This window comes from Shewanella frigidimarina, from assembly GCF_003797125.1.
GTDB lineage: Bacteria > Pseudomonadota > Gammaproteobacteria > Enterobacterales > Shewanellaceae > Shewanella > Shewanella frigidimarina.
The window spans coordinates 447,549-469,928 of the sequence record NZ_RKKE01000003.1 but is presented as its reverse complement, the minus strand read 5'-3'; the positions used below and the strand labels follow the sequence as shown (position 1 = coordinate 469,928).

The 22,380-nt window shown below is 40.5% G+C and carries 19 protein-coding genes; 15 read left to right on the top strand and 4 right to left on the bottom strand.

Translation table 11 applies throughout. The features are described from left to right. The first annotated feature begins 10 nt into the window (after positions 1–10). From dcd to EGC86_RS11455, 7 genes are read left to right on the top strand one after another with little or no spacing between them, the layout of a single operon-like run. A complete protein-coding gene (gene dcd / locus EGC86_RS11485; RefSeq protein WP_123777654.1) occupies positions 11–595 on the top strand; it encodes a dCTP deaminase in 585 nt (194 codons plus the stop codon). Further along, entirely contained in the window at positions 595–1,428 is an 834-nt protein-coding gene (gene pabC / locus EGC86_RS11480; protein ID WP_123777653.1) for an aminodeoxychorismate lyase, read from the top strand. Before dcd ends, pabC begins: the two co-directional genes overlap by 1 nt. After that, positions 1,428–2,438, top strand: coding sequence for an endolytic transglycosylase MltG (gene mltG, locus EGC86_RS11475; RefSeq protein WP_425376039.1), 1,011 nt, complete (start codon positions 1,428–1,430; stop codon positions 2,436–2,438). The genes pabC and mltG overlap by 1 nt, the downstream gene beginning before the upstream one ends. Then, positions 2,435–3,082, top strand: coding sequence for a dTMP kinase (gene tmk / locus EGC86_RS11470; protein WP_123777651.1), 648 nt, complete (start codon positions 2,435–2,437; stop codon positions 3,080–3,082). The genes mltG and tmk overlap by 4 nt, the downstream gene beginning before the upstream one ends. Before the next feature lie 28 nt (positions 3,083–3,110). Further along, positions 3,111–4,094: a DNA polymerase III subunit delta' gene (gene holB / locus EGC86_RS11465; protein WP_123777650.1), complete on the top strand. Its 984-nt coding sequence runs from the start codon at positions 3,111–3,113 to the stop codon at positions 4,092–4,094. A gap of 51 nt (positions 4,095–4,145) precedes the next feature. Further along, entirely contained in the window at positions 4,146–4,472 is a 327-nt protein-coding gene (locus EGC86_RS11460) for a PilZ domain-containing protein (RefSeq protein ID WP_011637694.1), read from the top strand. Positions 4,473–4,527: 55 nt separating this feature from the next. Then, complete coding sequence (locus EGC86_RS11455) at positions 4,528–5,316, top strand: TatD family hydrolase (protein WP_011637693.1); 789 nt, start codon at positions 4,528–4,530, stop codon at positions 5,314–5,316. A gap of 856 nt (positions 5,317–6,172) precedes the next feature. Here the strand turns inward: EGC86_RS11455 and rsmF are convergent. Then, positions 6,173–7,627, bottom strand: coding sequence for a 16S rRNA (cytosine(1407)-C(5))-methyltransferase RsmF (gene rsmF / locus EGC86_RS11450; RefSeq protein ID WP_123777649.1), 1,455 nt, complete (start codon positions 7,625–7,627; stop codon positions 6,173–6,175). A gap of 124 nt (positions 7,628–7,751) precedes the next feature. On the opposite strand from rsmF, the gene EGC86_RS11445 reads away from it, so the two are divergent. Continuing rightward, entirely contained in the window at positions 7,752–8,978 is a 1,227-nt protein-coding gene (locus tag EGC86_RS11445) for a nucleoside recognition domain-containing protein (RefSeq protein WP_041413009.1), read from the top strand. 94 nt (positions 8,979–9,072) lie between these two features. Here the strand turns inward: EGC86_RS11445 and EGC86_RS11440 are convergent, their stop codons facing one another. The 3 genes from EGC86_RS11440 to EGC86_RS11430 are packed head-to-tail and all read right to left on the bottom strand — an operon-like array spanning position 9,073 to position 13,037. Further along, on the bottom strand, positions 9,073–11,718 hold the full coding sequence (locus tag EGC86_RS11440; protein WP_123777648.1) for a PqiB family protein: 2,646 nt from the start codon (positions 11,716–11,718) through the stop codon (positions 9,073–9,075). After that, positions 11,705–12,418: a paraquat-inducible protein A gene (locus EGC86_RS11435; protein WP_011637689.1), complete on the bottom strand. Its 714-nt coding sequence runs from the start codon at positions 12,416–12,418 to the stop codon at positions 11,705–11,707. The genes EGC86_RS11440 and EGC86_RS11435 overlap by 14 nt, the downstream gene beginning before the upstream one ends. Continuing rightward, a complete protein-coding gene (locus EGC86_RS11430; RefSeq protein ID WP_011637688.1) occupies positions 12,411–13,037 on the bottom strand; it encodes a paraquat-inducible protein A in 627 nt (208 codons plus the stop codon). The genes EGC86_RS11435 and EGC86_RS11430 overlap by 8 nt, the downstream gene beginning before the upstream one ends. Positions 13,038–13,250: 213 nt before the next feature. Here EGC86_RS11430 and EGC86_RS11425 point away from each other — a divergent pair, with 213 nt between their 5' ends. From EGC86_RS11425 to EGC86_RS11395, 7 genes are all read left to right on the top strand, one after another. Beyond that, a complete protein-coding gene (locus EGC86_RS11425; RefSeq protein ID WP_011637687.1) occupies positions 13,251–13,544 on the top strand; it encodes a YebG family protein in 294 nt (97 codons plus the stop codon). 49 nt (positions 13,545–13,593) lie between these two features. Continuing rightward, on the top strand, positions 13,594–14,052 hold the full coding sequence (locus tag EGC86_RS11420) for a GAF domain-containing protein (RefSeq protein WP_041413006.1): 459 nt from the start codon (positions 13,594–13,596) through the stop codon (positions 14,050–14,052). A gap of 277 nt (positions 14,053–14,329) precedes the next feature. Further along, positions 14,330–14,941 (top strand): RNA chaperone ProQ, encoded by a 612-nt coding sequence (gene proQ / locus EGC86_RS11415; protein WP_011637685.1) that lies wholly within the window; start codon positions 14,330–14,332, stop codon positions 14,939–14,941. 21 nt (positions 14,942–14,962) lie between these two features. Continuing rightward, complete coding sequence (gene prc / locus EGC86_RS11410) at positions 14,963–17,014, top strand: carboxy terminal-processing peptidase (RefSeq protein ID WP_165872403.1); 2,052 nt, start codon at positions 14,963–14,965, stop codon at positions 17,012–17,014. Between the two features lie 130 nt (positions 17,015–17,144). Beyond that, a complete protein-coding gene (gene pepN / locus EGC86_RS11405; protein ID WP_123777646.1) occupies positions 17,145–19,706 on the top strand; it encodes an aminopeptidase N in 2,562 nt (853 codons plus the stop codon). Positions 19,707–19,796: 90 nt separating this feature from the next. After that, positions 19,797–20,012 carry a DUF2835 domain-containing protein gene (locus EGC86_RS11400; RefSeq protein ID WP_041413003.1) on the top strand — a complete coding sequence of 72 codons (216 nt, stop codon included), beginning with the start codon at positions 19,797–19,799 and terminating at the stop codon, positions 20,010–20,012. Positions 20,013–20,327: 315 nt separating this feature from the next. Further along, entirely contained in the window at positions 20,328–22,376 is a 2,049-nt protein-coding gene (locus EGC86_RS11395) for a DUF1302 domain-containing protein (RefSeq protein WP_123777645.1), read from the top strand. The last annotated feature ends 4 nt before the right edge of the window (positions 22,377–22,380 follow it).

Sequence of the window (22,380 nt, the reverse complement as noted above, 5' to 3'; positions counted from 1 at the left end):
AGAGTGCAGCATGCGTTTAACCGATATAGAAATTGAGCAATGTTTAGATAATGGCACCATTATTATCGATCCTCGTCCTGGTATTGAAGCCATTTCGGGAGTGAGCGTGGATGTACGTTTAGGCAGCCAATTTCGTGTATTTAAAGACCATACTGCACCTTACATCGATTTAAGTGGTCCTAGTGCAGAAATGCAAATAGCACTTGATCGGATCATGAGCGACAAAATTGAAATCGCTGATGATCAAGCTTTTTTCCTTCATCCTGGAGAATTAGCATTAGCCGTTACCTATGAAAGTGTAACCTTACCTGCTGATATAGTGGGTTGGTTAGATGGTCGCTCATCACTTGCTCGTTTAGGATTGATGGTACATGTGACCGCACATCGTATTGATCCAGGTTGGCAAGGCAAAATCGTACTTGAGTTCTTTAACAGTGGTAAATTGCCGTTGGCTCTTAGCCCTGGTATGACGATTGGTGCGCTAAATTTTGAGCGCTTAAGCTCTGCGGTTGCTCGTCCATATAACACGCGTAAAAGCTCGAAGTACAAAGATCAACAAGAGGCTGTAGCAAGCCGGATCAGCCAGGATAAATAATGGCTACGGTTTGGGTTAATTACGTTGAAAACGGACTAATAAGTCCATTTGATCGTGGTGTTGCTTATGGTGATGGTGTGTTTGCTACCATGCGCACAGCATCATCTGATATGCCTGCAGGGATCCTATTCCTTGACGGGCATATTTCTCGTTTGCTGCAAAGTTGCGAGCGCCTAAGTATTAAGTGGCATCCAAGCGACTTATTAATACAACAATTGATCCTACTCGCCCAACAATACCCACAACATTGTATAAAGCTATTGCTGACGCGTGGAGTCGGTGGCCGCGGTTATCAGGCTCCTTTGAGCTCAAACGTTACAGAAGTCGTGTCAGTGCATCCCATTCCTGAGCATTATCTTGATTGGCAGCAAAGCGGTATCTCGCTAGCATCATCACCCATATGTCTTGGCAGGCAACCACTTCTGGCTGGAATAAAACACCTTAATAGATTGGAACAGGTGCTCATAAAGTCACAACCGCTGCCTAGTACTCATCAAGATTGGTTAGTGTTTGACTGTGACGGTAATGTGATAGAGTCATCCATGGCCAACATTTTTGTAGTCAAAAATGGTCATGTGTTTACCCCAGCAATAACCCATGCAGGTGTAAGTGGTGTGATGCGTGAAACATTAATTGATACTCTGCTCTGTAAGGGCATATCTGTTATGGCTACACAATTAACACTTGGTGATATTCAGGCAGCGGACAATATATTTATAACAAACAGTTTATTTGGCATTGTTGATGTAACTGCCATTGACGATTTTCAATTTAGCCGTTGGACGCAAACATCGCGATTCAGGCACATTTTGAGTGTGAATTTATCATCATGATTAAAACCATAAAAACCTTTTTTTTAGCCAGTCTTATTCCTCTATTTACAGTCGTTTGTTTTGGAGGATATTGGCTTGTCTCTGGCTTAATCGCTTACCAAAAACAGCCACTACAGTTAACTGAAATTCAAACGTTAACGGTTGAACCTGGCACCAGTGTGATTAAGCTTGCGCAACAACTAGAACAACAATCATTGATTACTGATAGCTGGAAAGTTAAATATCTGGTCAAACTTGAACCTAAGCTTGCTCATATAAAAACCGGTCTGTATCAAATGATCCCTGGCGATACATTAGAAGCGTTATTAAAGCGATTATATTTAGGCCAACAAGTGGTTTTTAGCATCACCTTAATCGAAGGTAAAACTATTACCGAGTGGCAGCAAACATTGTCCACTACTGAGCATTTGGCAAAGAATACCGACGACTTTAATAAAGTGTTATTACAAAATGGTGATACTTCTGGTTTGCCTGAAGGTAAGTTCTATCCAGAAACATTCCATTATCATGCAGATGATAACTTACAGACGATTTTAAACCGCAGCTACACCATGATGCAGCTAAGCTTAGCGCAAGCATGGGAAGGGCGCGATCCTGATTTAGCCTTATCATCACCTTACGAATTATTGATTATTGCATCTATTATTGAAAAAGAAACGGGCAAACCTGAAGAGCGTGATTGGGTGTCTGCAGTGTTTAATAATAGACTTAAAAAAGGCATGCGTCTTCAGACCGACCCCACGGTAATTTATGGCATGGGTGAACGTTATAAAGGTAATATTACTCGTAAAGATTTACGCGAAGCAACGGCATTCAATACCTACAAAATTGATGGTTTACCGCCAACGCCTATCGCTGCACCCAGTCGCGCATCATTATTTGCCGCCGCTAATCCAGCTAAAGTAAATTACTTGTACTTTGTTTCACGCAATGATGGCAGTCATGTGTTTTCATCTACGTTGAAAGCCCATAATAATGCCGTAAACGAATTTCAGAGAAAAAGAAAATGAGTCAACAACAAGGCAAGTTTATTGTAATCGAAGGATTAGAAGGCGCGGGTAAATCAAGCGCGATAGCCCTCGTTAACGATATTATTAAGCAGCATATCGGTCAGGCTCCTGTATGTACTCGTGAGCCGGGCGGGACTCCTTTAGCAGAAAAAATGCGCGATTTAGTTAAAATTGCCGATGAGACAGATCCATTATGCGATGAAGCAGAATGCTTACTCATTTATGCAGCGCGAACACAATTAATCGCCAATGTTATTAAACCAGCGTTGTCTGCGGGTCAATGGGTACTTGGCGATAGACACAATCTGTCATCATTAGCTTACCAAGGTGGTGGCCGAGGGTTAATGCCATTAGTGAAAGCGGTCAGTGATGCTTGCTTACGAGGTTTTAAACCCGATCTCACTTTATATTTGGATATTGATCCTACGTTAGGCTTAAGCCGTGCTGCCAGTCGTGGCGAGCTTGATAGAATAGAGCAACAAGCGATTGAATTTTTTGAGCGAGCCAGACGAACCTACTTACAATTAGCGCATGAAGATGACAGCATTGTGGTGATTGATGCCAGTCAATCCATGGAACAAGTGCATAATGATATTGGTATACAATTACAACGCCACTTATCCACTCTGATGAGTGAGCTGTGATTGATATTAAAAGGGATAATGTGCCGACATGAGTGATTATCAGATTGACCAGCTACCTTGGTTAGCCGATCCACATCAACGTTTTGTTGACCAGCATTATCGTGGAAAGAGCAGTCATGCGCATTTGTTCAACATCGATAAAGCATTAGGGGGCGATAAGCTCGCTAAGGCGGCAGCGCAAACTGTGCTTTGCCAGCAACTCACTCCAGTTGGTGCCTGTGGCCAGTGTAAAAGCTGTTTGTTATTGGCTGCAGGTAATCACCCTGATTTATACATTATTGAGCCAGATGGCAATCAAATTAAAGTCGATCAAATTCGTCAGCTCTGCCAAGCATTAACTCAAACGGCTCAGCAAGGTGGTGCACGCGTAGCAATAATCGTTAATGCAGAGCGCTTAAATTTGGCGGCGGCTAATGCATTATTGAAAACCCTTGAAGAACCTGGTGATGATGTTGTGCTCATTTTACAAACCAATACATCTGCCCAGTTATTAGCGACTATCACCAGCCGCTGTCAAACGCTTAATTTTGTTGAGCTAACTAAGCATGAAATCCATCAATGGTTAGCGACGCAGCAGTTGTTACCGCCAGCCAACGCCGATGGCAAAATCCATGATGTTACATGGTGTCTTAGTGTTGTTGGTGGCCCTCTTGCGTTAGCAAACAGTTTAACCAGCCAGCATTATCAGCAACTGCTGACATTTCGCCAAGATTGGGCTCAAAGTTTACAAACGGGTCATTTAAGCAATAGTTTATTAAAGGTGTCTGAGCAACAAATTGTTGATGCACTTAATGTTTTGTATTTGTACTTGCGCCAATATGTGTTAAAAAGTAATAAGGTAAAAACTAAAAATACGAGTCGTCAGTCATTAAATCCACTTGTTCAATCGAAAGTCATTGAACTCGCTGGGCGGGTGATGACCATGTGCCATAGGCTTGAAACAATGCCGAGTGTGAACGCGCCTGCCTTGTGTCAACAATATGTGCTCACATTTAGACAGTTGACTCATTAAAAACGTTTGATATTGATTTTTAACCCGTTTATGGAAAGAAAATAATCATTTATGGTCGATCTTGTTGTTAATTACGATACATTACACAAACTTTACCGTGCTTATATGCCTTTTATTAAGCCTGCAGGTTTATTCGTGGCGACTACAGAAAGTCATTTCTTAGGCCAAGAGCTTACCATTGCTTATCGATTGCCTAATGCCACTCAAACTAATGAATTTAAAGGCTCTGTGGTATGGATTAACCCATTAGGCGCATCCGGTGGGCGCCCAGCAGGTATTGGGGTTAAAATTAAAACTGATGTTGAAAGTCATAAACATCATATTGAAAAGTTATTATCAAGCGAACTTGCCTCTAGCGATTTGACCTGCACTATGTAGCTAGGTATTCTTGCGCATCTGTTTTATTTGTTAATGTAGTTGCGAAAGAATTCTCATGCTAATTGATTCACATTGCCACCTTGACCGCTTAAAAGCGGCCCCAGACTCAGCCAGCTTACAATCCATTATGGACAATGCCAAAGCTCGAGGCGTTGACTATCTATTATGCGTCAACGTTCGTCAGCAAGGCTTTGAAGCCATGCGAGATAAAATGTCTGCCTTTAATAATGTTTTTTTATCTTCTGGCGTACATCCTCTAGATGTACAAGAAGGTTTGAACATCGAAGATATTAAACGTTTCGCAGAAGATCCTAGAGTGGTTGCCATTGGCGAGACAGGCTTAGATTACTTCTATTCAAATGATACTAAAACCTTGCAACAGCAGTGTTTCGAACAACAAATTGCGTTAGCTGTTGAGGTGAATAAACCATTAATTGTACATACTCGTGATGCCCGTGAAGATACCATTAATATGCTAAAAGCTGGACACGCCGACAAAGTGGGCGGAGTGTTACATTGTTTTACTGAAAACTGGGAAATGGCCAAAGCCGCCATTGATTTAGGCTTTTATATTTCTGTTTCAGGAATTGTAACGTTTAAAAATGCAGGTGAATTACGCAGTGTTATTCGCCAAGTACCTAAAGACAGATTACTGGTCGAAACCGATGCACCTTATTTAGCACCAGTACCGCATCGTGGCCAAGAAAATCAGCCTGCTTATGTACGTGATGTTGCCGAGTTTGTAGCAGAACTGCGCGGTGAAAAATTTGAAGAGTTAGCTCAATACACCACTGATAACTTTTTTAATTTATTTAAAGATGCCGCTAAGTTAGTTGGCCGCTAATTTAATTCTAAGACTAATAGCAAATTAACTTATTAGTGGTTTACCGCGTAGCAATTTAACCCTTCTAGGCAAACAAAATAACCGTAGGTGCAGTTGCATTAGGCAAATGCGCCTACGGTTACTCAAATACATTCATGCTAAATGATGGTTTAACATTATTTAACCTGAACTCGGGATAAGGGATTAACTGAGCTATTAAAAATCAGCATGTTAACCAAGCTCACTTTCAAGCTTGTCATTTGTTATGCTATCAAGGCGAATTGACGCGACAATAGCTAGTCTATTGTAAGTCGATTCAACACAGTTAGCAGGAAAAAGGGCTGTTTGAAAGGCGTTTATTATCCCGAGATCAGGTTATTTAAAGCCATTAAAAAAGCTTTCCCCCGCATTTTTTGTAGCACAATATATTCTACTGCGTTGGAAGCTTGTCTTTTAATACCGCACTTTTAGATTCGAATCAGGCCTGTTAACTGAACAGTTGATGTGGACAGTGAGTTAGAAATATAAATGTGTGGTTAATCTAGAATCTTCCATCTCTTATCTTGAATTCAGGTTAAATTGATAACCACATTTTAGGACTGGATCGTGGTTGAAAGATAAAAAAAGGCCCAAAACTATCCAATTGTTTTGGGCCTAGGGAAAGGGCTCGATTAAGAGCCTTGCGCTACTGTTGTGGCATCTTAAGATAGCTTAGGATGCCAAATACTGAATCGAACATAGATTAATTATAGGCACTCTAATTGTGTTGTGCATAAAATTTAATCAATAATATTGGTTCGGCACTCTGTTTTACAGTAATTCATTGATAAGAATGTTTTATATTCTTTATTTTTGCTCATCGAAATAGTGTTGCGTGTTATAGGCATAAGTTAACGTTATCGCGTACCAAATCACGCGGTAAATTGTTTTTCAGTCTATGACCTAAATGTTTTACGACCCCAAGCACGACTTTATGATAACTCACTAACATTTCGCCTTGTGGCATGATGGCTAACTGTTGCTGTGTCGGTTGATCAAAAGTACTTGTGGCAATATCACGACCCATTAAAAAATCTTGTGTCTGCGCCGCACTTAATTCCATGGTTTTTGCTGGATTATGCGCTGCTGCTGATAAAGCAATGACGGCTTCATGTTTAGCTTTGTAGCCTTTTTTCATCGTATCAGCGAGCTTAATACCAATACGCTGAAAGCGCATTTTGCCGATAAAAGGCATAAATTGGGCTGGAAACAACCAATATTCATCGTCACGCAACATGATGACGTCATCGCTAGGTAACTCGAGACAGAAGCTGTCGTAAAAGTATTGTGTTAATTCCGCTTTTTGCTTTTCATTTGCGAGATTAAAAGGAAAGTTTTTTTGTAATTTAGGCTGTTTTTTTACTCGTTCAACCGAGGCGGTTTTACGAATTTTGGCGACAAAAAAACCTTCACTGTCATAAATTTGTGGCCATACATGTAAAAAACCTTCTTCAGTGCACGCTTTGTCTGCACCATCGAATAATTCAGCCAGCGACTCAAACTCAACTGCATCGGGGTAAGTTTGCTGTAAGTGATAACAGATATGTTGGTTTTCTAACTGGCTCAGAGTACAAGTTGAATAGACTAAAATTCCGCCTGGCTTTAACGCTAAAAATGCAGATTCAATAAGATCTTTTTGAGTTTCACCAATCGCAGTAACATCATCAATATCCCAGTGTTTTAATGCCAAAGGATCTTTACGAACCGTACCTTCGCCGCCACAAGGAGCATCTAATAAAATAGCATCAAACGATTCATATAAATATTCACCAAAAACTCGACCATCAAAATGGGTTAGGGCGGTGTGGCTGGCTCCCATGCGCAATACGTTAGCGTGTAATACTTTAACGCGGCTGGCTGAATATTCATTAGCCACTAATAAGCCACTGTTATTCATTAAGGCTGCTATTTGAGTGGTCTTGGAACCTGGAGCTGAGGCGACATCCAAGACAATTTCAGCGGTGTTACCATTAGAAAATAATGCGGTCGGCGGCAGCATGGAACTGGCTTCTTGGATATAAAATAGCCCTTGAATATGTTCAATAGCATTACCCAGTTGGATATCATCTTTACCCTCAATCCAAAATCCGTCAGCACACCAAGGTACTGGAGACAGTTGCCAGCCTGCGCTAGTCATGATGTGGACAAATTGTGCGGTACTGATTTTAAGCGTATTGACCCGAATGGATTTACGAAGCGGTTTATCGCAATAGGCAATAAACTCTTGTAAAGATAAGTGAGCGGGTAACTCTTTCTCAATGTGATTGATAAAGTTTGTATTTAATTGGGCCATAATAATAAACGGTAGGTTATTTTTGCTGTAATTGAAGCGATCATATCACGGAATTGTACACCCTGATCGGCAATGATTACTGTATATTGACGTTAATAAAACCGACTGGCTAATGGAGTGGTGTGTGTTAAATAGAGTGTGGTTATTATTTTTTATCATTGCAGCGTTGTCTATCACGATTCAATTAGTGAATGGCAATGTCGATGTATTAAGCGAATCGGTGACGGCATTGTTTGCCAGTGCTAAGTTAGCCGCTGACATATCACTTGGCTTAATTGGTGTGTTAGCGTTATGGATGGGATTGATGCAAGTCGGTGAAAAGGCCGGTGTGGTAGGGTTGTTTGCCCGCATATTTGAACCTTTATTGTCGAAGTTGATGCCAGAAGTTCCTCGTGGACATGTCGCCTATGGCAGCATTAGCATGAATCTTACAGCTAACATGCTGGGACTGGACAATGCAGCAACACCTTTAGGCTTAAAAGCGATGCATGATCTGCAATCTCTTAACCCTGTAAAATCAGTAGCAACCAACGCCCAAATTTTATTTTTAGTGTTAAATACTTCATCAGTTACCTTAGTTCCTGTAACAGTATTTCTTTATCGTGCCCAACAAGGTGCGGCTAATCCTGCGGATATCTTTTTACCCATTTTATTAGCCACTAGTGTCTCCACCGTTGTGGGATTATTGGTTGTCGCGTTAGTGCAACGAATCTCGTTAATCAATAGTGTTATTTTGGCTTATGCTGCAACCATTATGAGTGTATTCATGGCTGGGATCGCTTATTTGGTGACATTATCCGCCGAGGCGATAGGCCAAGTGTCTATGGTGTTAGGTAACGGTATATTGTTGTTGCTGATTTTAAGTTTTATTCTAGTCGCGGGTTATCGCAAAATTGCTGTGTATGACGAGTTTGTTGATGGCGCTAAACAGGGCTTTAGCCAAGCAATTCAGCTAATCCCTTATTTGCTGGCGATGTTATTAGCCATTGGATTTCTTAGGGCTTCAGGGGCGCTAGATTATGCCTTACAGCTGTTAGCGAGTGGCGTGAGTGCATTAGGCGCAGATACGCGCTTTATTGATGCGATGCCAACCGCGTTCATGAAACCTTTTAGCGGCTCTGGTGCGCGTGCGATGATGTTAGAAACGATGAGCCATCACGGAGTTGATTCTTTTGCGGGCCGACTAGCGGCTATTTTACAAGGCAGTACCGAAACAACGTTTTATGTATTGGCTGTGTACTTTGGTTCGGTGGGGATCCGTAATGGACGTCATGCACTGGGATGTGGTTTAGCAGCAGATTTTGCAGGTATTAGTGCCGCCATCGGTGTGTGTTATTGGTTTTATGGTTAATCATCATTATCGAGATTAACCATAATATAAATAGAAAGGCCGATATATTTATCGGCCTTTGCTTTTGTACTAATTGTATTATCGCTAGATGAAATTACTTAGCTTGGGTAGGTCGCCATTGTGACCATTCTTCCTGCATGTTCTCCTGCAATGGGAAACGGTCGGTGGTGTTGATACGGTTACTGTCTGATGTGGTATCTTGGGTTGCAAATGCAATACCACCGGCGAGTATTGTTTCTAATGAGCCAGTTTCTAACTGTGCACCAGAAAATAAACCAACGTCTAACTTAATACCAGATGCATCCCAAAACTGGCTAGTCTGGTTAATTAAGTGACCATATTCAGCATTAACATGGGCAAACAACGTAATTTCTGTACCTGAGTCATCCAACCTATACCCATCAATTTGTCCTACTTTAATTCCACGGAAAAACAAGGGTGTACCGACCTTAATTGAACCTAGCTGGTCATCGACTAATTGGAATGCTAACGCATCTTTAGGTACGGTAGCCTCAAAGCTCGAGTGAGGTTGGGCAACAAAATTATCGATAATCTCTGTGCTGTTACCTGGAATAACTCCAATATAAGGACCCGTTAACAGTGTTTCGGGGGCATTAATACCCGCTAAAGAAATTTGGGCATCGACGATGAAGTATTCCGTATCGCTAGCACTAAAATGGTTTGCGTAATGACCATAAATATACGCTTGTGCATTAAGAGTGGTTAAATCTTGGTTTAGCTTAACCTGTGACACTTCACCAATTTTATGACCTTGATAACGAATAGCGGCTTTTTCTGCCACTTTTGTACTCACAGGCAGAGTGAGGTTAATGACCTTAGCCTGCATGAGTGCGAGAGACTTTGTATCATATAATCGTAGATTAGGTTGATTATTTGCAGTATCAACTTTGTCGTCAATATGACCAAGAGTAATGCTACCATTTATTGCACCTTTTAATGGAGCAACATTGATATCGACACCGGCTAAACTGGCATTGATGGCTACTGCATCATTACGCCAAAAAACCGTAGTCGGCTTAATTAACGGAACAAATTTATTGTCTATATTGATATCGATATTAAATTTGTCTGTTTTCGCTAACCAATTGACTTTATTCACTGAGCCTATTTGCATTTTTTTGTAATAAATTGGCGATCCTTCAGCTAAGTCCGCACCATCAATACTGGTTAAGGTAAAGGGGGTAAGCTGTTGTTGAGCGTAAAGCGTTTGGGCCGATTCAACTGATTCATGCAGCGTTAAGGGGCTGTTATCTGATATCAGTATTTTGCTGTTACCCGGAATGAGGCTAATAGCCCCTTCTAGCATTGTAGTGAGGTCGCGAGTTTTAATATTGACGCCTTCTAATGAAGCATTAATGGCTATGGCGCTTTCAGGAACAAAGAAACTACCTTTAGTTAGCAGACTTTTAAATTCTGGTTGAATTTCGATACTATATTCAACAGTTGAAAAGTCTTTACTTAAACCAATACTGGTTATCTGTCCGATTGGCAATTGCTTATATCGCACTTGCGCACCATTGCTGACTCCAGAGTGGGTAGTGGCAACTACAGTCAATTTCAGTTTGTCTTGACTGAGTAAATCAGGAGCATGTGATGCCAATTCAAATTGCATCGGATCTTCAGCTTTTTGAGTGCCAGGTAAGACATTAATAACACTTCCTGTAACCAGTCTACTGACGTTTTTGACACCTTTTAATGATAACTCAGCCCCGCTTATCCAAAATTGGCTATCACTGGTAATTAATGCTTTGTAATGATGCTCTACTCGAGCGATAAACTGCACCCCTGCATCAGTTAAGGTGACTTTTTCAATCTCACCGATAACAATACCGCGGTAGGTGATAGCGGTGCCTTCATTAACATCTTCACTGCTAGATGCGGTTAAACTAAACTGAACGCCTCCAATTGCGGTGAGCTCATCTTCATAAAGGTTGTAAATATCACCATTTTGGGCTTTTTCAGTGTAGCTGCCGGTATCAAAGCTGATACCGCCAGCCAAAATAGACGCGATACTTTCAGTGCTGACTTTTATCCCCGCTAAAGATGCATCAATTTTTAAGCCAGACACATTCCAAAAATGGGAGTCTTTATTGACTAAATGGGCATATTGTTCTTGAACAAATGCGCTGATAATAATTTGTTTATTTCCGTCGAGGCGATAACTCACAATGCTTCCGACAGGTGCTTGACGGTAAAAGACCGGTGAGCCAACATCAATCGAACCCAGTTTAGGGGATTTTAGTTCGATCATTAGCCCTTCACTGCCGGGGAGTATCGCAGGCGCTTCACGTTGTGCTTCAAATACGGTCGCCGAGCGGCCATCACCAGGTTGAAGGGCAATATAATTACCTGAAAATAATGTATCGAGTCCTTCAACACCGGTAATGCTGGCTTTAGGTTTTACTAACCAGAACAGGGTGTTTTTATTGAGAAATGGGTCGGCACGGTAATCCATAATAACTTTAACGTTAACCCCTTTAAGATCATCGTCTATACCAATATCAGTGACTTTACCAACAGTCAGCCCTTGGTATTTCACCAGCGTTTTACCGATATCAATACCTGTAGCGCTAGGAAAATGAATTAATATTTCAATGCCGGATTCTTTGATGCTTTTGACCCCTAACCAGGCACCTAATATCAAAGCAACAACCGGTAATAACCATATTGGCGAGAATAACTTTTTCTTCACAATTTTAGGCGATTCAATTTGTGTCATTAGTGTTTTCCAAGCGGTCCCAAAGTAATCGAGTATCTAACACTTTTGCCGCGAGTTGCGTTAGTAAGATAACTAGCGCAAATGCTGTCGCGGCAGGTGCAGGTTTTGCGTCTAATAATTGCCCCATATTAACTAAGGCAACGGTTAATGAAATAACAAATAAATCGAGCATTGACCAACGTCCAATCCATTCAATGATATGAAATCCAACCATTAATTTTCTTTTTGATATTGGTAAGTTAAAACTGATAGCCGTTAAATAAGTCGCTAAGCCAAATATTTTAAGCCAAGGTACTAAAATACTGGCAGTAAAAACAATAATAGCAATCGGGAACATACCGGTTTTGACTAAATGACTAATACCACTAAAAATGGTGTCATTGGTGACCACTCCACGATTAGTCAGCAAGGTAATAGGGTAGATGTTGGCGACCACAAGTAAAATAGTCGCTGTCACCAATAAAGCCCAACTTTGTTGGATACTGGCATAATTACGGCTACTCAATTGACTAAAACAACGTCGACAATGACTGTTGCTGGTGACATTCAGTTTGCGACAAACAGGGCATAAACATAAGCCAATTTTCTTGCCCTGAATATGAGGCAAAACCTCAGTTTTCGCCTCGTTATCGGTATTCGCCGTTTGCTTAGTGCTGTCCACTATATGTTCATTGGATGGTGTAATTGGAGTACTAGGCATCTACATAACTCCACATGTGTTCTAGATTATATTCACGTTGTAAAAATAATATGATGATAAACAACATCGTAAAACTGAATGTCCCCATACCAAAATACACATCTGAAAAGTCTGATAACTGAAAGGCCGACACGAGAAAACTGATGACATAAATTTCTAACATGGTCATTTGTGATATCAAACCATGATTTTTTAACAATGTAGTATAGGTTCTTTGCCAAAATGAGTTGTGCAGTTTTAATTTTACAATTACAACTTGAGCCATAATTGACAAAATCAATAACCCAGGCGCGATAACTGCAGCAACCATTACCGCTAGGCCTACAACCCAATATCCTTCGGCCCAAACCGTCACGGCAGCTTGCAGCACCGTAGTGGTTCGTACACTGCCAAGGAAGTGGATTTCGAGTACTGGCAATAAATTAGCAGGAATAAAAATAATTAACGCAGCAACGCATAATGCTAGCATGCCATTAATAGAGCAATAAGGAGAATCGTAGAGTGCCGTGTGGCAACGCGGACAAAGCGCGCGAGCGCTAGAAGGCAAAGCACGTTTTCTCACTGCCAAATCACATGATTGGCATAAAATTATCGAATCATGATCATCAAATTCATGCATGAAGAATTAATCTAATCCATAGTAAAACACATTATTGGGTAGCGAAGAGTCAAACCTCTTTGCTTGGCCTTATATTGGCAGACAAATGAGTTAATTGTTAAATAATCTCGATTTTGTTGTGTTTGATAATATCAGAATAATCAGAACACTTGCATCATAAGTTAACTATGTGAGATTCTATGCACTGTATATAAAAACAGTGAGGATTACATCATGGCAGTGATAACCCAATTTGTCGTGGTCAGAGAAGGGGTGGAAAAGATGACATTTATATCGAAGAAAGAGGCTGATGCCTACGATAAGATGCTTGATATTTCCGATAACCTAGTGCCATTTCTTATTAAGGCAGACCTCGGACTTGATGAAAATAAATGCGAACAACTAGCATTTTATCTAGCAAACAATAAAGATGAGCTTTCTAACTTGCTAAAAGGCATAGTACAGGTTAAAAACGCTCCTACAGCGAAAACTAAAAAGACTGCGGCTAAAAGTACATCAGTAGAATAGTCGTATTCATCACTCATTCTTGGAGTGGGTGTCAGCTTAAGGAATGAAAATGAAAACCGAATTTTACCAAACATTAAATCGTCAAGCACAAGCCTTACTTGAAGGCGAAGATGATTTAATTGCTGCCATGGCTAATTTTTCAGCGTTGTTAAATGACAGCCTAGAAGACCTAAACTGGGCTGGTTTTTATATCAAGCGTGGTGAACAATTAGTCCTTGGTCCATTCCAAGGTAAAGTGGCTTGCACCCGTATTAATATGGGCAAAGGTGTTTGTGGCACTGCCGCAGCAGAAAATAAAACCCAACGAGTTGCCGATGTTCATCAATTTGACGGCCATATTGCATGCGATTCTGCCAGCAATTCAGAAATTGTGATCCCTGTTAGGCAGGGCAATGAGGTTGTGGCAGTGTTAGATATTGACAGTCCATTACTGAATCGATTCGATCAAGATGATCAAATTGGTTTAGAAAACATGGTAAAAAGTTTCGAAACTTGCCTATTTGGTTAAATAGCGAACAAATTAGATTAAATCATGGTCGCATTCGCTGTCGCTGGCTTTATAATATGCCGCTATACGCATTTGTGCTGGATTTACTGATGAGCGATGATTAAGCTGAGAGTAAGTTTGGTTAAATTGTTAAGGTTTGTTTCAATGACTTTAGCAAACTGGCGGATAGTGATATTTTGTACGTTAAGCCTTAACAGTAAGGTTTAACGAAAGATGAACGACTGCATGGCAACTTTTATGCCGCATAATCAGTCCCTTTATTAACGTGGAAGTAAAAATGGAATCAACAGACAAGTTGACCGACACCAACGCAATTTTAGCGTATTTATATGAAACCTTTCCTTTATGCTTTATTGCAGAAGGTGAAACTAAGCCATTAAAAATTGGTTTGTTTCAAGATTTGGCTGAACGGTTAGCTGATGATTCTAAAGTCAGTAAAACACAATTACGTGTAGCGCTTCGTCGTTATACAAGCAGCTGGCGCTATTTGAAAGGCGTAAAAGCAGGTGCTAAACGTATAGATCTTGACGGTAATGAATGTGCTGAATTAGAACAAGAGCACATTGACCATGCTATTTTGACGCTTAAAGAAAGCCAAGATAAAGCCAAAGCAAAACGTCAAGCCTTAGCGCCTAAAAAGCCGGCGAAGAAAGTGGCACCTAAACGTGCTCCAGCCGTTAAAAAGGAACGTCCTGCACCGGTAGCAGCTCCTGTGATTAAACTTGTGCCTGCTAAGCTAGAAGATTTAAAACAAAAACAACGCGTTAATGTTAAATTAGGTGCCACACCTGTTCCTGGTGTTGTAACTGATATTAATAAAGAGGATGTGCTTGTTCAATTAGATTCTGGCTTATCCATCAAAGTACGTGCAGAGCACATACTATTATAGAAATTTAAGGAGTACTTGTTGATGCGAAAACTTACCTTGGCCGCGTCAATTGCCAGTTTATTTGTCGGCTTTTCGGCATGGGCAATTTCACCAACGATTCAAATCAGCGAGTTACCTAAACTAGCACAAGAGCCACAACATAAAGTGGCTAGCAAGCGAGTAACAACTTTGTTTACTCGCTCGCATTATCATCGTTTTGTACTTGATGATGCATTCTCTGAACAAATATATACCCGTTTTCTTGAGCAACTTGATTATCGTCGTAATGTGCTGACAGCGGCAGACATTGCGAGCTTTAGTCAATATCAAAACCAGTTTGATAACATGGTCGAATCAGGCGATATTAGCCCTGCATTTACCATGTACGATCTAGTACAAAAACGTCGTTATGAGCGTTTTGCTTATGCTTTGTCTTTGCTTGATAAAGAGTTCGACTTTACTCAAGCTGGCGATGCGTATGAATTTGATCGCAAAGATGCGCAGTGGCCAAAAGACGAAGCCGAAGTGAATGAACTTTGGCGTCAGCGCGTTAAATATGACGCACTAAATCTAAAGTTAACCGGTAAAAAGTGGCCTGAAATTGTTGAAGTGCTCGAGAAGCGTTATAACAATGCCATTAAGCGTTTAAGCCAAACACAAAGCGAAGACGTGTTTCAAACAGTCATGAATGCGTTTGCTCGTAGTGTTGAGCCTCATACCAGTTATTTATCACCTCGTAATGCAGAACGTTTCCAAATGGAAATGAATTTAAGTCTCGAGGGGATCGGTGCTGTGTTGCAAATGGATGATGACTACACTGTCATCAAAAGTTTAGTGGCCGGAGGGCCGGCGGCCAATAGCGAGAAATTATCACCAGAAGATAAAATTGTTGGTGTTGGTCAAAAAAACGGTGACATTGTTGACGTCATAGGTTGGCGTTTAGATGATGTTGTTGATTTGATCAAAGGGCCAAAAGGCAGCGAAGTCGTATTACAGATTTTGCCGAAAAAAGGCGGGGCGAATGCTAAACCTTTTGAAGTTGTCATTACCCGAGATAAAATTCGTTTAGAAGACCGTGCTGCGACGTCAAAAGTGGTTGAGCCTAAAGAAGGCCAGTATGCCAATCGTAAAGTCGGGGTGATTCAAATCCCTGGGTTTTATATGAATTTGTCACAAGATGTAGCTAAAGAAATCACTAAACTTGAAAAAGACAATGTTGAAGGGATTATTATTGACCTTCGTGGCAATGGCGGTGGGGCATTAACCGAAGCGACATTGCTCACTGGCTTGTTTATTGATATGGGTCCAGTTGTTCAAATCCGTGATGCTAATGGTGGCATTAATCAAAATCGTGATAATGATGGTGCCAGTGCTTACAATGGCCCACTTACTGTGATGGTTGATCGTTATAGTGCATCGGCTTCAGAGATTTTTGCTGCAGCTTTACAAGATTATGACCGTGCACTTATTGTCGGTGAATCGACCTTTGGTAAAGGGACTGTTCAGCAACATAAAAGCTTGGGTCGAATTTATGACATGTACGAAAAGCCAATCGGTCATGTACAGTATACCATTGCTAAGTTTTACCGTATTAATGGCGGCAGTACTCAGTTAAAAGGTGTCACACCTGATGTGCGCTTACCGAGTGCTTTAGAGCCTGGTGAATATGGTGAGTCGGAAGAAGAAAATGCATTACCATGGGATAAAGTACCTGTAGCGCAGTACACTACTTTAGGGAATATTACCCCTATGTTGATTAACAATCTTGATGTTAAACATAAAGAGCGTATCAGCAAAGATGTAGAGTTCAGTTATATTTACCAAGATATTAATGAGTTTAAAAAACATCATAAAGATAAAACAATATCGCTAGTAGAGAGTGAACGTATTGCTTCTCGTGAAGACGATGATAAGCGTGCTCTAGATCGAGCAAATGCGCGTCGAGTTCACGAAGGTTTAGCTGCTGTGAAGTCTTTAGACGATATTGAAAAAACAGATGATAGCAAATTACCTGATGCCTTTTTAGATGAAACGGCTTATATCACTCTAGATATGGCCGACGTAGAAAAAATAGCTAAAACTAACTCAAAGTAATTTTTTATTACTGTTAAAAAACGCGCTTAGGCGCGTTTTTTCTTAATCATAATAACTAAAAATAGTACCAATTCGATAAAGACTACACATTTAATCATATTGGCATTAGTACCGCTCAAAAGGATCATGTATGAACCAAGCGCAAGAAAAACACCTAAAAGATTATACCAAGCCTGCATTCACCATTTCTCATGTTGATTTGAACGTTATTCTGGATGGCAAAAACACTAAAGTTACTGCCGTCAGTAAGGTAATCCGTAATGGTGAGCATCTGCATGATTTAGTGCTTGATGGTGAGCAACTTTCGCTAAGTACAGTGAAACTTAATGGTGTAGCGGCTAATTATCGTCAACATGATAACCAATTGATGATTAGTACGGACCTAAATGAATTTGAATTAGAAGTGGTTACCTTGCTTGACCCTGAGGCAAATTCGAGTCTTGAAGGACTTTACATGTCAGACGGTGCTTATTGCACTCAATGTGAAGCTGAAGGATTTCGCCGGATTACTTATTTCTTAGACAGACCCGATGTTCTCGCTATTTATACTGTGCGTATCGAAGCGGATAAACAAGCATTTCCATTTTTGTTAAGTAACGGTAATTTAATTGAGAAAGGAGAAATGCCTCGTTCTGGTCGTCATTTTGTCAAATGGCATGATCCATTCCCTAAACCAAGTTACTTATTTGCCTTGGTTGCTGGTGACTTTGATTTACTTAATGACAGTTTTACCACTCAATCTGGTCGTGAAGTCAAATTGCAAGTATTTGTCGATAAAGGCAATTTACATAAAGCAGATCACGCAATGGCATCACTGAAAAAATCAATGAAATGGGATGAAACCCGTTTCGGTCTTGAATATGATCTTGATATTTATATGATTGTTGCGGTAGATTTTTTCAATATGGGTGCCATGGAAAATAAAGGCTTGAATGTCTTTAATACCAAATACGTGCTCGCAGACAAAGCCAGTGCAACAGATGATGATTATCATGGTATTGAGTCTGTCGTTGGCCATGAATACTTTCATAACTGGACTGGTAACCGAGTCACATGTCGTGATTGGTTTCAGTTGAGCTTAAAAGAAGGTTTAACGGTATTTCGTGACCAAGAATTTAGTTCCGATGTTGGGTCTCGCGCGGTTAACCGAATTCATGCTATCCGAGTGATGAAAAACCAACAGTTTGCTGAAGATGCTGGACCTATGTCTCATCCTATACGCCCAGAAAGTGTGATTGAAATGAACAATTTCTACACCGTGACGGTATATGACAAAGGTGCTGAAGTTATCCGTATGATGCACACCATTCTTGGTGAAGAAGGTTTTCAAGCTGGAATGAAGTGCTATTTTGAACGTCATGACGGGCAAGCGGTAACCTGCGATGATTTTGTAAACGCTATGCAAGATGCTAGCGGTAAAGATTTAACCTTATTCCGTCGTTGGTATAGCCAAGCAGGCACACCCGTTGTAACGGTTAAAGACAGTTTTGATGCGGATAAAGGCGAGTATCATTTAACGATTACTCAACAAGTGATGTCACAAGGTGTGAAGGGGCAAACACTGCATATACCGTTCAGTGTTGAGCTGTTAGACAGTGCAGGGCAATCAATTGTTAATAAAGTCCTAGATGTGACTAAAGCCAACCAAACTTTTGTGTTTGATGGACTAGAAAGTGCGCCTATAGCATCTTTACTGCAAGATTTTTCTGCACCCGTTAAATTGGTTTACGATTTTAGCATTGATCAACTTGTACATCTTATGCGCCATGCTTCTAGCGAAGTGGCCCGTTGGGAAGCATCAGTACAGTTAGTGAGCCACGCCATTTGGAATAACGTTGCACAGTTGCAAAAGCAACAAGTCATGATGGTTGATACTCGTGTTATTGAAGCATTCAGAGGTGTCATTTTAGATGCGAAAATAGACCAAGCATTAGTAGCTGAAATTTTGTCTATTCCAACTGCTTCAGCATTAATTGAGCAGGTAGATAACGTTGATTTAGATGCTTTAGCCAAAGCCAGAGAGTTTGTTGTTGAAGAACTCGCATCAGCTTGTGAAGATGAATTATTGGTACGTTATCGTGAGCTGATACTTCTAGATAATGCAGGTGCGCGTGCATTTAAAAACATTGCCTTGTCATTATTATGTCAAGTGACCGATACTCATGAATCATTAGTTGAAAAACAATATTATTCAGCAAAAAATATGACCGACAGTTTAGGGGCTTTGAAAGCGGCAGCTACAGCAAAATTAGCCTGTTTACCTATGTTATTAAGTGATTTTGAGTCTACGTGGGAATCAACGCCATTAGTGATGGATAAATGGCTGACATTACAAGCGTTAGTTAATAGCGATGAAGTGATAGAGCAAATTAAAACGCTGACAAAGCACAGCAGTTTTAGTTTTTCTAACCCGAACCGTGTACGTTCATTGATAGGGGCTTTTGCAGCTGCAAACACTTACCAATTCCATCGCGCTGATGGCGAAGGCTACCGTTATTTGACCAAAATTTTAGTCAAATTGAATAAGTCGAACCCACAAGTTGCATCGCGAATGATCACACCATTAATTCAGTTTGCCAAATTTGATCAACATCGCCAGCAATTAATGAAACAGTGTTTAGTCGAATTAAAATCTTTACCGGATTTATCGAAAGATTTATATGAAAAAGTCACTAAATCATTAGCAGAATAATGACAAAAATGGCTGCTCATCTAGTGTGAATAGGCAGACTGTTTAGTATGTTAAAAAGGAGAGCTTGCTCTCCTTTTTATGGAGTAAATGATGGAGTTTTTATTTTCTCTTAACGTAAGTTATGAAGCATTTCTACCGTATTACCAAGGACTTGCAGAGAAAGTGCAGGTCAGAGACCATCAAGGTCGCGTATTGCACATAAATGGTAAGTATTTTAGACCTTATTTAACCCCTCAAGGTATTCACGGACAGTTCAAATTAGTCCTAAATCGAGAAGGGAATTTCAAATCACTTAATAAATTATAGAGTATTTACTTCAAACGTTTGATTGATTAGTAGTGTGTGAAGTAGCAACTTGTGAATATTTATAAGTATATGAAAATAAACTTTTTTCGTTAATGGTTAAATGATTGTAAATATATCGTCTGTGTTAATTCAAATATAAGCTGGTTTTATTTCGTCATATTTAGCCAAACATCGTTAATTTTCTTAAACATTTTCTTTTTTTTGACCTTGCTCAATATAGTTAAATGCTGTAACAATGGTGTTGCCTGTGGGCTAACAAGATGTTGGTTAAATTCCTATAACAACTAATCCAACAGGTTACGGAGATGAACTAAAATGAATATTGTTAAAAAAAGATTTAACAAGTCGGCTCTCGCTTTGGGGGTGGTGTCGGCATTATGTTTGGGAATGAGCACTTCAGCCTCAGCTGTTTCTTTTGATTGGGGTGATGTACGAGGTACATTCGACTCTACATGGACTGCAGGCGCGAGTTGGCGTGTATCAGACCGTGATTGGAGTAACCAAATCGGTAAGGTGAACCAACCACAATTTGATTGGTCTGGTTATTCTGCATTTGGTGGTGCATTTGGCTCTACCAAATATACATCAGCGGAAATTTGGGCTCAGCCGGGTTCTTATTCAAGCAACAACGATTTAAGTAATTTGTTGTATGCGCAAGGTGATACTACTTCTGAGATTGTTAAAGGTCTTCACGAGTTATCACTGAAGTACGAAAATTACGGTATCTTTTTACGCGGTATGTATTTTTACGATCGCAAATTAAATGATGGTGATTATGGCTTTAACGATCCATTAACCGGAAAAGAATTCGATCCTTGTGAAGATAACAAAGCATCAGAAGTGCAATGTAAAGACATTCGCTTATTAGATGCATTTGTTTACGGTAACTGGGACTTAAATGACGGTGCTAACCCATTAAGTGTTCGCGTGGGTAACCAAGTAGTTTCATGGGGCGAAAGCACCCTGATCTCTCACGGTATTGCTGAAATCAATGCTGTCGATTTAAATATTCTTAATGCACCAGGTGCGGAGCTTAAAGAAGCATTTCGTCCGCAAGGCATGGTTTGGGCATCGTTAGGGTTAACTGAAAACCTAAACCTTGAAGCATTTTATCAATATGATTGGCAACCGATTTGGATCCCTACACCGGGTTCTAACTTTGCAACCAATGATTTTGCTGGGTATGGTGGTTACAACCAAAATGCACAATTAGGTTTCAACTCAAATCCGGATATCAACCAAGACTTCCTAATTTCAGAATACACACGTTTATATGAAGCTGCAGCTGCTACTGGGTTTAACCCGGCATATGCCGCTTACATGACTGCTTATTCAACTAAGGTTGCTTTAGTTCAAGATGCTGCAGATCCTAGTGACGATGGCCAGTTTGGTGTTAAATTAGGCTATTACTCTCCAGAACTAGGCGAAACAGAGTTCGGTCTTTATTACATGAATTACCATAGCCGTCGCCCAATCATCAGTGGTACTGCCTCTAACTTTAATGCAGATGCTATAGGTCGTGATTATGGACGTTTGGCGCAAAGTGGTGGCGTTATAGACCGTGAACTGTTGTTAAGCATGGAAACCTTTACCAAGTCGCAAATCGTATACCCTGAAGATATTCAGTTATATGGTTTTAGCTTTAACACATTAGTGGGTGACACATCTGTTGCTGGTGAAATTTCACACCGTGTTGATGAGCCATTACAAATTGATGACGTTGAATTACTTTTCTTAGCGATGCCTCAACAGCTTGCAAATGCAGGACTTCGTCCTGATTTAGATGGTATTTCACAAATGGATAATGTGGAACCTGGCTCAAACGCTGAGGGGTTTATACTTACCGATACGACTCAAGCACAGGTAACCTTTACTCATTTATTCGGTCCAACACTTGGTTTAGATAACTTAACCATGCTTGCTGAAGTGGGTGGTGTGTGGATCCATGATATGCCTGGTTTTGACGAATTACGTCTAAACGGTCCAGGAACCGCTCGTTCTGGCGGTAACCCAGAAATGACGGGTATTATTGCCGCTCTGCACAATGGTCCAGAAACCAATCCATTCCCAACAGATTTTGCGTGGGGTTATCGTTTAGTGGCTAAAGCTGACTTTAACAACGTGTTTGCTGGTGTGAACATGTACCCAAGAGTGATTTTCTCTCACGACGTTGATGGTATTACACCGGATCCAATGTTCTTATTCACCGAAGGCAGAAAATCTGTGGCTTTAGGTGTGAACTTTGATTATCAAAGTCGCTGGGGCGCAGACATTTCTTACAACAGCTTCTTTGGTGGCGTAGGAACAACAAATGCGATGACAGACAGAGATTACATCTCTTTCAACGTCAAGTATTCGATTTAGAAGG

Excerpts from the sequence above, each read along its gene's own strand:
- dcd (WP_123777654.1), top strand. The coding sequence starts at position 11 with ATGCGTTTAACCGATATAGAAATTGAGCAATGTTTAGATAATGGCACC.
- EGC86_RS11440 (WP_123777648.1), bottom strand. The coding sequence starts at position 11,718 with ATGACACAAATTGAATCGCCTAAAATTGTGAAGAAAAAGTTATTCTCG.
- holB (WP_123777650.1), top strand. The coding sequence starts at position 3,111 with ATGAGTGATTATCAGATTGACCAGCTACCTTGGTTAGCCGATCCACAT.
- EGC86_RS11400 (WP_041413003.1), top strand. The coding sequence starts at position 19,797 with ATGGAGTTTTTATTTTCTCTTAACGTAAGTTATGAAGCATTTCTACCG.
- EGC86_RS11425 (WP_011637687.1), top strand. The coding sequence starts at position 13,251 with ATGGCAGTGATAACCCAATTTGTCGTGGTCAGAGAAGGGGTGGAAAAG.
- EGC86_RS11455 (WP_011637693.1), top strand. The coding sequence starts at position 4,528 with ATGCTAATTGATTCACATTGCCACCTTGACCGCTTAAAAGCGGCCCCA.
- EGC86_RS11395 (WP_123777645.1), top strand. The coding sequence starts at position 20,328 with ATGAATATTGTTAAAAAAAGATTTAACAAGTCGGCTCTCGCTTTGGGG.
- EGC86_RS11460 (WP_011637694.1), top strand. The coding sequence starts at position 4,146 with ATGGTCGATCTTGTTGTTAATTACGATACATTACACAAACTTTACCGT.
- pabC (WP_123777653.1), top strand. The coding sequence starts at position 595 with ATGGCTACGGTTTGGGTTAATTACGTTGAAAACGGACTAATAAGTCCA.
- rsmF (WP_123777649.1), bottom strand. The coding sequence starts at position 7,627 with ATGGCCCAATTAAATACAAACTTTATCAATCACATTGAGAAAGAGTTA.
- tmk (WP_123777651.1), top strand. The coding sequence starts at position 2,435 with ATGAGTCAACAACAAGGCAAGTTTATTGTAATCGAAGGATTAGAAGGC.
- pepN (WP_123777646.1), top strand. The coding sequence starts at position 17,145 with ATGAACCAAGCGCAAGAAAAACACCTAAAAGATTATACCAAGCCTGCA.
- EGC86_RS11420 (WP_041413006.1), top strand. The coding sequence starts at position 13,594 with ATGAAAACCGAATTTTACCAAACATTAAATCGTCAAGCACAAGCCTTA.
- proQ (WP_011637685.1), top strand. The coding sequence starts at position 14,330 with ATGGAATCAACAGACAAGTTGACCGACACCAACGCAATTTTAGCGTAT.
- EGC86_RS11430 (WP_011637688.1), bottom strand. The coding sequence starts at position 13,037 with ATGCATGAATTTGATGATCATGATTCGATAATTTTATGCCAATCATGT.
- prc (WP_165872403.1), top strand. The coding sequence starts at position 14,963 with ATGCGAAAACTTACCTTGGCCGCGTCAATTGCCAGTTTATTTGTCGGC.
- EGC86_RS11435 (WP_011637689.1), bottom strand. The coding sequence starts at position 12,418 with ATGCCTAGTACTCCAATTACACCATCCAATGAACATATAGTGGACAGC.